10 protein-coding genes are annotated in these 13,536 nt (G+C 68.8%); 2 read left to right on the forward strand and 8 right to left on the reverse strand.

Annotated elements, in window-relative coordinates:
- The first annotated feature begins 168 nt into the window (after positions 1–168).
- Positions 169–708, forward strand: a complete 540-nt coding sequence (locus ACNI3K_RS03850; RefSeq protein ID WP_419390532.1) for a sigma-70 family RNA polymerase sigma factor — start codon at positions 169–171, stop codon at positions 706–708.
- Complete coding sequence (locus ACNI3K_RS03855; RefSeq protein ID WP_419390533.1) at positions 708–2,249, forward strand: hypothetical protein; 1,542 nt, start codon at positions 708–710, stop codon at positions 2,247–2,249. Before ACNI3K_RS03850 ends, ACNI3K_RS03855 begins: the two co-directional genes overlap by 1 nt.
- Here the strand turns inward: ACNI3K_RS03855 and rarD are convergent.
- From rarD to ACNI3K_RS03895, 8 genes are all read right to left on the reverse strand, one after another.
- Positions 2,246–3,181 carry an EamA family transporter RarD gene (gene rarD / locus ACNI3K_RS03860; protein ID WP_419390534.1) on the reverse strand — a complete coding sequence of 312 codons (936 nt, stop codon included), beginning with the start codon at positions 3,179–3,181 and terminating at the stop codon, positions 2,246–2,248. The two genes, ACNI3K_RS03855 and rarD, sit on opposite strands and share 4 nt — an antisense overlap.
- A gap of 97 nt (positions 3,182–3,278) precedes the next feature.
- Positions 3,279–3,893 carry a GNAT family N-acetyltransferase gene (locus tag ACNI3K_RS03865; protein WP_419390535.1) on the reverse strand — a complete coding sequence of 205 codons (615 nt, stop codon included), beginning with the start codon at positions 3,891–3,893 and terminating at the stop codon, positions 3,279–3,281.
- 68 nt (positions 3,894–3,961) lie between these two features.
- On the reverse strand, positions 3,962–6,019 hold the full coding sequence (locus ACNI3K_RS03870) for a glycosyl hydrolase (protein ID WP_419390536.1): 2,058 nt from the start codon (positions 6,017–6,019) through the stop codon (positions 3,962–3,964).
- A 1-nt stretch (position 6,020) separates the two neighbouring features.
- A complete protein-coding gene (locus ACNI3K_RS03875; protein WP_419390537.1) occupies positions 6,021–6,854 on the reverse strand; it encodes an HlyD family secretion protein in 834 nt (277 codons plus the stop codon).
- Positions 6,851–8,479 (reverse strand): glycosyltransferase family 2 protein, encoded by a 1,629-nt coding sequence (locus ACNI3K_RS03880; RefSeq protein ID WP_419390538.1) that lies wholly within the window; start codon positions 8,477–8,479, stop codon positions 6,851–6,853. The genes ACNI3K_RS03875 and ACNI3K_RS03880 overlap by 4 nt, the downstream gene beginning before the upstream one ends.
- Positions 8,480–8,933: 454 nt before the next feature.
- A complete protein-coding gene (locus ACNI3K_RS03885) occupies positions 8,934–10,901 on the reverse strand; it encodes a glycosyl hydrolase (RefSeq protein WP_419390539.1) in 1,968 nt (655 codons plus the stop codon).
- Entirely contained in the window at positions 10,898–11,623 is a 726-nt protein-coding gene (locus tag ACNI3K_RS03890) for an efflux RND transporter periplasmic adaptor subunit (protein ID WP_419390540.1), read from the reverse strand. The genes ACNI3K_RS03885 and ACNI3K_RS03890 overlap by 4 nt, the downstream gene beginning before the upstream one ends.
- Positions 11,620–13,368, reverse strand: coding sequence for a glycosyltransferase family 2 protein (locus ACNI3K_RS03895; protein WP_419390541.1), 1,749 nt, complete (start codon positions 13,366–13,368; stop codon positions 11,620–11,622). The genes ACNI3K_RS03890 and ACNI3K_RS03895 overlap by 4 nt, the downstream gene beginning before the upstream one ends.
- Between the last annotated feature and the right edge of the window lie 168 nt (positions 13,369–13,536).

Genomic DNA, 13,536 nt, shown 5'->3' on the forward strand with positions numbered 1-13,536 from the left:
GCCCGGCGTCCGGCGCGCGTTCGTATGGGGTGTCGCGCCGTGGGATGTTCGGGGAGGTACCCGCGCTGCGGCTGCCAATAGTGGTTCGTACTCTCGGCCCTGGCCGCCCCAACGGTTCGCCCACCGGCTCCGTTTGGCAGGGTAGAGAGCACTTGGAGGGGAGAGCCGATGTCGTCTTGGGAGCCGCTGGTCGAGCAGCTGGTGCGGGAGCGTGGTCCGCGGTTGACCGCGTACGCCGCGCTGCTGGTGGGGCGCGACGGTGACGCGGACGACCTGGTGCACGATGCGCTGGTCAAAGTGTTCTCCAAGCGGCGCCGCCTCGCCAACGTGAACGAGGCCGAGGCGTACGTGCGCTCCGCCATGCCGAGCATCGTCATTGACCGTGCCCGCAGCGCCGCGAGGCGGCGGCGAGCGGTGAGTCGCGCCTTTGAGCGCGCGCCGGCCCGCGCCGACCTGGATGCGGGCCTCGACGTACGGCGCGCCCTGCGCGAGTTGTCGCCGCGCGAACAGGTGTGCGTGGTGCTGCGGTTCTTCGATGACTTGACGGTGCCCCAGATCGCGGCCCGGCTGGGGCTCGCGGACGGCACCGTCAAGCGCTATCTGCATGACGCGACCGCCACCTTGGCGCCGCTGCTCGATGTGACCGAGAACTGGGATGACAGGCCGGTGACCGCAGACGTGGTTGCGGTCGACGAAAGGGGACGATGATGCGAGAACTGCGAGATGTGATCCACGAGGCATATGCCCGGCATGCTCGTGCGCTGGGCGACGGTGGCGCGGACAGCGCTTCCGTCACCGCGCTCGACGACATTCGTCGGCGGCGCACCCGGCGCTCGGCGGTCGCCATCGGCGGGGCCGCTGCGGCCTCTGGCGCGATCGCCTTTGCGGCCATCGCGATGCCCGCGACTCTCGACGACGGGGCGACCGTCGCGGCGCCGGCGCCCGGGAGCGGCGCCCCGGCGTGGTGCTATCTCGAGGACTATCCCGCGCCCAATCCCGAGGCCTTCGGCCCCGCCGGCTTCGAGGGTCGCGTGTACGCCGACTACGAGGACGAAAGCTTCGTGTTCGTGTCCCCCGAGGGCGAGGTGCAGCGCATGGAGCGCAACGACGACGGAATCTACGAGGCGCTGAAGTCGGACGGCCGCACCGTCACCCTGATGGGCGAGGACGGCCCGGGGGTCGCTTCTTACGCTCACCTGGCGATCGACTACTTCGACAATGGCGGCGCCGGGGGAGCGGCATACCTCACCGACCCCGAGGGGCCACGCCTGGGCTATGAGTGGACCACCGTGGCGCCGAACGATGCTCCTTCGTGGGTCGATCCCCAGCTGCTGATGGAAGTACACACGGGCACTCTCGGGTTCAGTGCCACCGGCCTCGAGCCGGCCGTCGCCGGGGCCGATGCGGTGGTCGAGTCGGTCATCCGCTACGACGACGGCACTGAAGAGGTGGTACGCATCGGGCGCGGCGAGCCGGGGCCGGGCATCCGCGGGTACGACGGCCTGCAGAGCGCCTCCATTCGAGCGACGCTTCCCGGCGGCGAGAGTTACGAGATCACGTCGCACTACGACGCCTCGCAGACCTACGAGCAGGCGTGCGGGGTATCGGTCCCGATCCTCGCCGACGACACCCGCGAGGACGACGACTCCGGTCCCGTGTCCGAACCGGGCAACTACGTCGCCGGGCCGTACCTCGAGGGACCGGAGTCGTCGACCTTCCAGTGCCTCGCGCCCGTGCCAGACGAACTGATCGCGGAGCCCACCAGGCTCGAGCGGCAGACTGGCAAGTACTACGACCGCGACGAGGCCGGCATCGAGTTCGACTTCGGCGAGGGCGGCTATGTCCTGGGCGCACCCGAGAAGTACTTCGAAGGCGTCGAGTGGCAGGGACGGATGCACTCCGGATGGACCAGCACGTCCTTCGAGCGTTCCGGGCAGATCGAGGGCAATGTGGTCTACGAGGCGCTGATCTGGGTCGACGAGGACGGTGTGATCGTCGCGCACCAACAGCACTACACGCCCGAGGACGAAGGCCTCACCTTCGGCCCCGGCCAGGACGACCTCTACCCCATCCCCGGCTCTCAGAACGGCGATCGCCTGTGGTACATCGGCGATACGTCGGACCTGGCCCTGCCGTGCGAGGGCGTCGATCCAAGCGAGGTCGAGGACGCGGAGGTCGGCCTTATATGGGGCTATGGCCCGAGCGCCGACGACATGCGCTGGTCCGTTTTGTTCCCTGAAAGGGGCTAGACCGGTTCGGCGGGCTCGACAACGGCCTCGCGCCGGGGCCGGGCCCGCCAGCCGTCGACGGTCAGCACCACGAGGGCGACCCACACGAGGATGAAGCCGATCCACCGGCTCGCCGGCATGGGCTCGCCGAAGTGCCACACGGCGAGGACGAACATCAGCGTGGGCGCGATGTACTGCAGCAGGCCCGTCACATACAGCGGCAGGCGGCGGGCACCGGCCGCGAAGAGCAGCAGCGCGCCTGCCGTGAACGCGCCGGTCGACCACAGCAGCACGTCGTGGCCGATTCCCAGCCCGGGCTCCCCGCGCGCCAAGAAAGTAGCCTGGCCGGACTGGTGGATCCACACGATCGCGGCCACCGCGACCGGCACCAGGATGGCCGTCTCGACCGTGAGTCCCGTGACGGCGTCGACCTTGCCTCCCACGCGCTTCTTGATGAGCCCGTACAGGCCGAACGACGTGGCGAGCACGAGTGCGATCCACGGGAACTCGCCGAGCCCGAAGCCGATCACGAGCACCGCCACCACCGCGATGCCGATCGCGACCAACTGCAGACGCCGCAGCCGCTCGCCGAGGAACACGACTCCGAGCGCCACGGTGAACAGCGGATTGATGTAGTACCCGAGCGCGGCCGAGTTCACATGATCGGTCACGACCGCGTACACGTAGATGAGCCAGTTGACCGCAATGAACACGGCGGCCGCTCCCAGGATGAGCAGCGTGCGGCGGTCGGTCACCGCGGCCTTGAGCCGCGCCCAGCCACCCATGACGGCCACGATCGCGGCGCACACCAGCACGGACCACAGCGCCCGGTGCGCGGTGATCTCGACCGCGCCCGCGGGCTCGAGAGCGTGCATCAGCAGGGGGAAGCCGCCCCACATCAGGTACGCGCCGGCGCCGAAGGCGAGGCCGGACCTGCTCAGGGATTCGCTCACTGGGCGATTGTGCCACCGCAGCGAGGGACGACCGGCCGATGCGCGGGCTGGCCGCCCGCGCGGGTGCCAGTCGGGCATGCGCTGGCACCCCGCGGGGTTAGGTCAGCGTGCGCCTCATCAGCACCCGCGGCTTGCCGCCGCCCTTGGACGCGGTGTCGGCAGCCTTGGCGAAGCCGTGTCGCTCGAACAGCGAACGGGTGCCCACGTACGCGGACGCCACGTCGATGCGGGCACCCTCCGTGTCCGCGGGATACCCCTCGACGATGGTCGCCCCGCGGGAGCGCGCGTAGTCGACGGCTCCGTCGAGGAGTAGTCCGGCCAGGCCCTGCCGGCGGTGGCCGGCCTTCACGACGAAGCACACCACCGACCACACGGGCTCGTCGTCGAGCGCGGGGATCACGCGCGATTGAACCAGTCGGTGATAGTTGGCGCGGGGAGAGACCGAGCACCAGCCCACCGGCTCCTCGTCCCGGTAGGCGAGCACGCCCGGCGGGATGTCCTCCCCGCACAACTCGTAAAGGGTGTCCGCGCGGGCCCGTGCGGGCTGGTTCTTGATGCGCGGGTCACCCGCGCTGAGGCGCATCGCGAGGCACCAGCACGACGGGGTGTCGAGACTTTTGGGCCCCAGAATGGCGCGGACGTCATCCCAGCGTTGCTGGTTCGCGGGGACAACCGTGACCGCGCCCGTGCCCGTGCCCGTGTCGTCCCTCATGCGACCACCCTAGGGCGGACCCACGACACGGGCGCGGGCCTTCCGCTACTCGGCTGCGGCGAGCCGCCTCATTCCGCAGCGGCAATCCACGCCAGCATGGCGGCGCGGGAGTTCCCGTCGTCGATCCCGTCGTCGGACAGGTCGACGGCCTCGTCCCACGCGGCTGCTGCCTGCTCTGGGCCGGCGAGTGCTTGGTACATCAGCAGGTAGTCGCCGAACGGGACGTCGTAGCCGCCGGGGGCCGCAGACTCGATCGATCGCAGCGCCGTCTCGATCGCCGCATCGTCCTCAGGAGCGAGGTGCTGCTGGACGGGCGCCATCGGGATCAACTCGATGCCGAGCATCGCGCTCGGCTCGGCGCTGAACCACGTCGAGTGCTCGCGCTTGCCGCCCCACTGGAGAGCCACGATGTCGTGGTCGTACTCGTCGAATCCCTCAAGGTTCGGCCGCAGCCACCGGTTGACGGCGGCGTCCGCCTCTGCGGACAGGCCCCACCGTGCGGTGTCGGCGAGCGCCTTGTCGCCACGGGCCTGGGCCCAGGCGGCGACCCCGTTCCACGCGAGCACAGCCTCCGAGCTGGACTCCTGATTGTTACCGTCGCCGAAGGGCGCGAAGCCGCTCGCCCACGAGTGGCCCGCGAAGGGGTCGAAGGCGCGCAGGGTGGGGAACGCCTCGGCATCGGTGGGGCTGGCGATATCGGCGGCCACGAGGTCCATCACCGGCGCGAGGGCATCCTCGAGGGACGGGTCGCGCTCGAGTGCGACCGCGGCGGCGTTCAGCAGGTAGCCGTAGTGGAAGTGGTGGTCGTTGAACTCCTCCGAGCCGAACGCGGTCTCGAGACCCACGACGCCGCGCAACTGGTCGTCATACTCGAAGCACTTCTCGGAGCGGCGCTCGCAGCCGGCGGGGTCGGCCCAGGCGAGGAGCTCGTCGGACAGGGCGGCCGCGAATTCGTCGGCCAGTTCCGTCTCGCCCACCGCGTCCGCGGTGTTCACGAGCATGGCGTGACGGTGCAGCGCCTTGGACCCGAAGTACGTGTCCACGGGGAACGTCGGCTCGACCTGTGCCTCGGCCTCGAGGGCCGCGACGATCTCGGCGCGGCGCTCGTCCGTGATGTCGCCGAGGTCAAGATCGAGATCGGGCTCGACCGCGGGCACGGACCAGGCGACTGTCGACGCCGAGCACGCGGCGAGTTCGCCGTTGATGGAGGGGTAAGTGCCCAGATCGCACTCGAGGCCGTCGGCGCGCTCCCGCGGGACCGCCACGAGAGTGGGCCGGTCTTCGGGCGCGTAGGTCAGTGCGGTCGTCGCGGCGTCGCCGTCGATCGAGTAGTTGACGTCGACGCCGTCGACAGGGGCGCCCACCGCAGCCGCGACGCTCGCGGCGTCGCCGCCGTCAGGGACTGCGAACATTTGCACGTGGTCTCCTGCGGACAGGGTGACCGTCGAGCCTTCGACGGTGGCGCTCTCGGACGTGATGCCGTAGGTGCGTCCGCCGGCATCCATGGTCCATACGCCGTCGCCAGCCTCGGCTGGCGCGGGTGCGACCGTGAGGGTGAGGTCCTCCGTCGCGGTGACGCCCACGACGGGGGAACCCGCGGCGAGGTTGACTGCCGCGTCGCCGTACTCCAGGGTGACGGCGACGCTGTCGGCGGCGGTCGCGACCGGGAGGCCCGTCGCGCCCTCGACGGTGACCGTCACGTCGCTCGAGGCCGGGCCCAGGATCGTGTCCGGGCTGGCCGACACCTGAGGCACGCCCCAGGCAAAGCCGCCGTCGGTCGACGCGAACGACAGGGGCGCGGGGAACGCCACGAACGGCTGGTCGCCGAACACCAGGCCGGAGTACCAGCGGTTGGTCGGCGGCACCAACCCGTCAGCAACGCGCGCCGTCGCGGCGGACTCGCCGCCGCGGGTGGGCAGCACAGAAGGGTCTGCCGTTGCCGGCGCCGCGACCTCGTCGCTTCCAGGAGCGACGAGGCCGCCCGCCTCGGGAGGCATGGACTCGGCGCTGGCGCTGGCGCTTGCTTCGGGGGTGCCGCCGTTCTGGCCCTCGGCGCCGCCGTCGCAGCCCGTAAGGGCGACGAGGGCACCGGTCATGGCCGCGGTGGCCCAGAGGTGTCGTCTCATGTCATAGTCCGATCTGTTCGAGGAAGTCTGTGGCGGCATCGCGGAGCCCGGCGAGGGGCCCGTCATCGCGAAGGTCGACGGTGGCGGTGACGGGAGTGCCGGGTGCCGTGAGGCCAGCCGGGTCGCTCTGCGTGATCTCTTCCGAGTCCACGCGCACGAAGGCGCGAGCCGCGCCTTCTTCAGTAGCGACCTCGATCTCTTCGACCGAGCCGGTCACCGTAGTGCGGTCCGGCAGTCGAACCTCGACGGGAGCGCCGAGCTGAAGGCGGTCGAAGTCGCGCGGCGTGAGGACGAAGTCGGCGCTGACGTAGAGCGAGTCTTCCTCATACACCTGCGCCACGATTCCGCCCGCTGGCACGTATCCGCCCACGGCGGTGGGGACCTCGGCGATCGTGCCGTAGGTGCTCGCGCTGACGGTCCAAAGCGGGCTGAACTCCTCGTCGGAGTCGCCCTCTGGCTCCGCCCCGGAGCTCGATGCAGAGGTGTCGGCAGAGGGCTCGGCGGACGGCGCGTCGAGCGTCGCCTCAGCCTCGCGCTCTTCGGCCTCAGCCTCGCGCTCTTCTGCCTCGGCCTCTCGCTCGAGGTCCTGCTGACGCGCCAGGCTGTCGATCGTGAAGAGCGCGTCGCCCTCCGCCACGGCTTCGCCCTCCTCGGCGTGCTGCTCGACGATCTTGCCGCCGTAGTCGGTGCCCACTGGGAGCCTGGTCGCGGTGATGACGGCGCTCTCCGACGCGGCGGTGGACTCGCGCTCGGTGTAGATGAACGTGAATGCGGCGATGATCACGAAGACGCCGATCATGCCGAACAGCAGCTTGAAGCGGGTGGCCCAGGTCATGAGGTCTCCTTTTCCAGGGTGGCGGACCCGTTGCCCCAGACAGGGGCGAACGGCCGCGTCGGGGGACGCGCGACTACCGTGCGGGTATCGCGCTCGACAGGGGAGCGGGTCGAGGCGGGAGTGGACGGTTCGCGTCCCTCACGCGCGGCCGCGACGAGGAACGTTCCGAGAATGATCGTGTTCGTGACGTTCCACGCTGTCGCGAGAGAGAGCGTCCCGTTGCCGACGTCCCTAATGATGCCGACCGCGGAGGTCAGCAGCAGGAACGTGAAGATCAGCACCTGCGGGACGATGAAGTTGAACGGCGACCCGCTCTTCGCCGTTCCCGTGGCCTGCCAGCCCACATCCTTGCCCCGCAGCGCGTTCGCGAGGGCCTTGACGTAGATCGGGAACGACACCGCAGCCAGAGTCAGCGTCTGCCACCGGAACGATCCGAGCGTGTACCAGGCGAACAGGATCTGTAGCGCATAGAAGCCGGCGTAGTACAGCAGCCAGGTCAGCGCCGACGTCTCGAGCGTCATGGGCTGCAGATCGAAGAAGATGTCCATCGGAGGCAGCATCAGCAGGATCAGAGGTGCGATACCTGTGAGGTAGAACGTGGCCGTCACCAGATACTGCACGCGTTGCTCGAGGGAGAGCCGGACGTCGCGGCGGAATGGGTTGCGCGTGAGCAGAATCTCGAAGCCCCCGGTTGCCCAGCGCAACTGCTGCTTCGAGTACGCCTCAATGGTCTCGGGGGCCTCTCCCACGGCGAGCACGTCGGGGATGAAGACGGACTTCCAACCGGCCTCGTGCATCCTCAGCGACGTCCACACGTCCTCCGACTTGGAGTCGGTGTAGATCCCGTCCACGTCCTCGACGGCCTCGCGGCGGAAGATCACATTGGTGCCGACGCAGAAGGCCGCATTGAACCGGTTGCGGCCGGGCTGGATGAACCGATAGAAGACGGCCTGCATGTAGCCCGCTCCACGGGCGATCGTGGTGCGCAGGTTCCCGTAGCTCTGGGGAGTCTGGACGAACGCGAGGTTCGCATCGTGGAAGAACGGCAAGGTCTCCTCCAGGAACTCCGGCCGGGGAACGAAGTCCGCGTCGAAGACTGCGAAGAACTCGCCTTTGGCGAGAGTGAGCGCGTAGTTGATGTTGCCCGCCTTCGCGCCGCCCGAGGTGAGGCGGCGGACGTAGCGCGCACCCTCCGCGGCCGCGAGATCCCGTACCTCGTCGCTGTGACCGTCGTCGAGCACCCAGGTGGTGTGACGCCCACGAACCCTCAGCGCCGCGCGAACGGTGTCGCGGATCACCTCAAGCTCTTCCCCATAGGTGGTGATGAAGATGTCGACCCCGACTTCCCGGTCGCCCAGGTGCGGTGCCCACTCGTGCGGGCGCTGTCCCTGCCGCTGCGCACTCGTGCGATACAGGCCGTCCTTGGCGCGGAAGTACGCGAAATCACGGGGGTTGTGCCCGCCGGACAGGATGGTCCACATCCCGAAGAAGGCCTGAGCGACGAGCACCGTCTCGGCGATGATCACCATCGTGTACGGCAGCAGGTCTCCGCGATGACTCGGGTCGAGCAGGAACCCCGCGTACAGCAGCGTGCCGAGCGCGGCCACGCCGACCGTGAGGAACATGATTGGACTGGGCGCGGTACCGGTTTCGGTGGTCGGCAGAGACGTGTCTGGGCGGTCTCGGAGAGTACGTGGTGCGGGCATGTGTCACTCCATACGGGTGCGTGCGGCAGGTATGCTGCAGCCGGGCGAGGATGGGTGGCGACGGCGCCGTGGCGGTCACTTCGAGGTTGGCCCTCGAAGGTCGGTTCGTCGTCAGTGGCGATGGCGCCGCTCAAGGGCGCCGTGCTCAGGCAGAGGCCGGCGTGTCGAGCACGGCCTGAGATCCACTGTAAGGCGAACAGGCTCTCAGGAACGTCTCAGATGTCCCAGACGGGCCATATAGCAGGTGATCTGCCTTCCTGCACGCGAGCCAAGTCAGGGCCGGAGTGGCCGATGCGCGGGCTGGCTTCGGCGCCGGCGGGGCCTCGGAGGCGGCCGGCATCCGTGCAGATCAGGCGTGCGGATCAGGCGCCCGTCACGGTGCCGCTGCGATCCACGCGAGCATGGCGGTGCGGCTGTTGCCGTCGTCGATCGCCGTGTCGGGAAGGGTGAGCGCGTGCTCCCAAGCGGCGGCGCGCTGGCTGTCCCCTGCGAGCGCCAGGTACATCAGGAGGTAGTCGCCGAACTGGACGTCGAACCCCTGCGGGGCGGCTTCGGCGACGGCCTGCTCGATGCGCTCGGGTTCCACCTGGGACAGCGGGAGGGCCTGACCCGGGACCGCCGGGATGAGTTGGATCCCAAGCATGGCGTTGGGCTCGGGGGAAAACCACGTCGCGTAGTCGCGCTTCGCGCCCCACTGCAGCGCCACGATGGAGTGCTCGTAGGCCGGGAATGGGGACAGGTCCGGAGAAAGCCACAGCCTGCGCGCCGCCTCGGCCTCCGTCGCGAGCATCCACCGGGCGCGTTCCTCGAGCGCGGCATCGCCGCGCACCTCCGCCCAAAGTGCGACGGCATTCCACGCCGCGACCGCCTCGGAGCTCGACTCCTGGTTGTTGCCGTCAGCGAAAGGCGAGAAGCCGGAGGCCCACGAGTGCCCCTCGACCGGGTCGAACGCGCGGATCGCGGGCATCGGCCCTCCCTCGCCGTGCGCGATGTCTGCGGCGAGCAGGTCGAGGACCGGTCCGATCTCGTCGGCGAGCTCGGGAGACTCGGTGCCCATGACCGCCGCTGCATGGAGCAGATACCCATAGTGGAAGTGGTGGTCATTGAATTGCTCGGAACCGAAAGCCGTGGCGTAGCCCACCACGCCCTCGAGAGCAGAGTCGTAGACGAAGCAGCGGTCCGCCTCGGTCTCGCACCGCTCGGGGTCCCCCCACATCTGCAGCTGCTCCGTGAGGAGGGCTCCGAGGTCGTCGGCAACGTCGTCCTCATCGAGCGAGCGCGCGATGGTGAGGAGGTTCGCCAGCCGGGACAACGCCTTCGCTCCGAAGTAGGTGTCGACCGGCAGTTCGGGCACGGTCGCGACGTCAGCGATCAGGGCGTCGCGGACCGCGGTGCGCTCGGTATCCGTCAGACCTTCCAGGTCGAGCGTCGAGCGAGGCTCGACTGCCTCGACATCCCATGCGACCTCTTGCGCCTGGCAGACCGCGTACGGCCCGTTGATCGTGGCGTACGTGCCGAGGTCGCATTCCAACTGAGCCTGGTCCGCTCGCTCCTGCGGCATCGTGACGACGGTCGGCGTGCCGTAGTCGAGGCTGGTCGTGGCGACGGACTCTCCGGCCCAGCCCGACCATTCCGCTTCCGTCACCACCTCGCCCAGAGCATCCGCGAACGCGGCCGCCTCCCCGCCGTCGGGTACCGCGAAGAACTGTGCCGTCCCGTCCTCGTCCAGTGTCAGTGCGGTGCCGTCGACCTGGCCGCCCTGAACCACCACTCCGTACTCGCGCCCCTCCACGACGGCCGTGGCGACGGCACCGTCAGCGGGCGAGAAGGCGACGCTCAACTCGGCCTGGATGCTTGTGTGGGCCGTCAGGCCCACCGCTGGCCAGCCCTGGGCAAGCGACATGCTCGCCTCGCCCCAGGTGACCGTCACACCTACGGGCCCGGCGGAGCTGACGAGGCCCGGTCCGACCGCATCGGCGATGGTGACCGTGACGTCCTTGCGCGCGGGGGCGAGAATTGCGTCGGCGCTCGCCTCGGGCGTCGTGCGGCCGAATGCCAGGCCTCCGTCGAAGGTCGCCACCGACAGCGGTTTGGGGAACACCGGCAATCCCGGCTCGCCGAAGGCGAGGGACGAGTACCAGCGGTTGGTCGGCGGGATGACCCCGTCGGCGACCCTCATCGGCACGTCCAGGTCAGTGGTGTTCTCGCCGAGCACCGTGACCTCTGCGGGGGAGGGGGATGTCGCGGGCGGCTCGGCCGCCGCGCCCCCGTCGCAGGCTGCCACGCCCGATGCGATCGCCACGCACGCTGCCGCGACGGCTGAGCCGCGGCGCAAGGTCACAGCCCGACCCTGACAGCCAGGTCGTTCACCATGTCGTTGACACCCGCGAGCGGGCCGTCGTCCCTTAGCCGCAGGGTCGCGGCGAGGGGCGTCCCCGGCTTCACGAGAGCGTCGCCGTCGAACTGACCGAGGTCATCCGACGTGATACGCGCCCTGACGTGTGCGACGCCGTCGATGGTCTCGACGGTGAGGTCCTCGACCGTGCCCGCAAACTCCCGCTCATCCGGCAGGCGCAGTTCGACGCTAGCCGAGTCCTCGAGCCGTCCGAAGTCCCGAGGGGTCAGCACGAACTCCGCCTCCGCGAACAGGGTTCCATCCGCGTCGATGCTTGCCAATACGTCTCCGGGGGATGCGTAGGACCCGCTGTTCACCATCACCTCGGCGACCGTGCCGTCCACGCCGGCGCGCACGATGAGCACCCCGTCGTCCTGGACCGATGCCTGGACTGCCGACACCACTCCGGTGTCCAGGTCCCGCTCGAGCTGCAGACTCTGCACCTCGAACATGCGCTGGCCAGCGAATACCGTGTCTCCCGGCGCGACGTGCGAGGTGGTGACGATTCCGCTGTAGTCCGTGCCCACCGCGTAGGAGGCGGCGAGGATGGACGCGGTGGCGCTGGATACCTGCGTCTGACGTTGATTGAACACGAGCGTCGCGGCCGCGACCACCGCGAGCACCACCATCGCGCCGAACACCAGCTTGAGTCGATTGCGCCAGGTCATCGGACCAGCTCCTTGTCTCGTCGTGCGCGGCGTGTGCGGGCGGCCGGGATGGGGGCCACCGGATCGTGCCTGGGGGGCTCGGCCGTGTCACCTTCAGGTCGGGCGATCACGGTACGGAGCTCGCCCTGCGGCGCGGAGTCCGTCGCACCGGCGCTGGGCACGGGCGAGCGGCCTCGCCGTAGCGCGCGGGCCTCCCGGCGAGCCGCATTGACGAAGGCCCCGAGGATGATGGTGTTGGTGATGTTCCACGCTGTCGCGAGGGTCAGAACGCCGTTGTCGACGTCTCGCCAGATCGCCACCATGCTCGTCAGCACCAGGAACATGAAGAACAGCAGTTGAGGGATAATGAAGTTGTATGGCGAGTGGCCCCGTGCGGTGCCCGTCGACTGCCAGCCGACGTCTCGCCCGGTGAACGCGTTGACGAACGCCTTCACGTAGATGGGAAAGCTCACCGCGGCGAGGGTCAGCGTCTCCCACTTGAAGGACCCCAGCGTGTACCAGGCGAGCAGGATCTGCATTGCATAGAACCCGCAGTAGTACAGCGCCCAGGTGAGCACTGTGAGCGACAGGTTCATGGGCCGCAGGTCGAAGTAGATCTCGAGCGGCGGCACCAGGATCAGCAGCAGCGGGCTGATGCCGGTCAGGTAGAACGAGGCGGTCACGAAGTACTGGATGCGCTGGTCCATCGTCAATCGGCGGTTGAACAGCGGCAGGCGTGTCAGGAGGATCTCGAATCCTCCGGTGGCCCAGCGCAACTGCTGCTTTGAGTACGCCTCGATGGTTTCCGGTGCTTCACCGATGGCGAGCACCTCCGGGATGAAGACGGAGCGCCAGCCGCGCTCGTGGAGCACGAGAGAGGTCCACACATCCTCGGACTTCGAGTCGGTGCAGATGCCATCCACATCGTCGATCGCTGCGCGCCGGAACAGCACGTTGGTACCGACGCAGAAGGCGGCGTTGAATCGGTTGCGTCCCGGCTGGATGAAGCGGTAGAAGACGGCCTGCATGTATGCGGCACCGCGCGCGATGGTGGTGTGAAGGTTGCCGTACGCCTGCGGAGTCTGGACGAACGCCACCTTCTCGTCGATCATGAACGGCACGGTCTCCGCGAGGAACGTGGGGTGTGGGACGAAGTCCGCGTCGAAGATCGCGAAGAACTCGCTCTTGGCCAAGGTGAGGGCGTGGTTGACGTTGCCGGCCTTGGCACCGCCCGAGCTGAGCCGGCGCACATAGCGCGTTCCAATCTCTGCGGCGAGATCGCGCACCTCGTCTGACCGGCCGTCGTCGAGGATCCAGGTGCGGTGCTGCCCGTGCATCGCGAGCGCGGCGGTTGCCGTGCGCCGCACCACGGTCAGGTCCTCGCCGTAGACCGTGATGAAGACGTCGACGTCCACGGTTCGCCCGTCGAGGGTCAGCGGCCAGTCGCGGGGTGCGGAACCGGGCGCAGGCTCGAACAGGGAGGCTTTGGCGTGGTGTGAGGCGAAGTGCTCGGGGCTCTGGCTCGCCGACAGGATGGTCCACATCGCCAGCAGTGCGTGAAAGACCAGCACGGACTCCGCGGTGATCACCATGATGTAGGGAACGAGATCGCCCCGGTTGCTCGGGTCCAAGAGGAACCCGGTGTACACGAGGATGCCGAGTGTGCTGATCAGTACGAGAAGGATCATGACCGGCGAGGTTCCCCGCCCATCGCCGGCGCTCACGCTGGCAGCTGGGGGCGGGACGGGTTCGGCAACAGTGGCCATGGCACCTCCTGGGCGCTTGTCGAGAGTGAAGGAGAATCGACAGCGCTGGCGGAGGACGCCGGTCAGGCGCAGTGCGGCGAGGGAGTGTGATGTACCTCACAGCCATCGTCGCGGGATACGGGCGATTTGTCTACAACGTCATGTAAACCTTGGATGACGTTTGTGTGA

The organism is Demequina ureilytica, assembly GCF_048553575.1.
Taxonomy (GTDB): domain Bacteria; phylum Actinomycetota; class Actinomycetes; order Actinomycetales; family Demequinaceae; genus Demequina.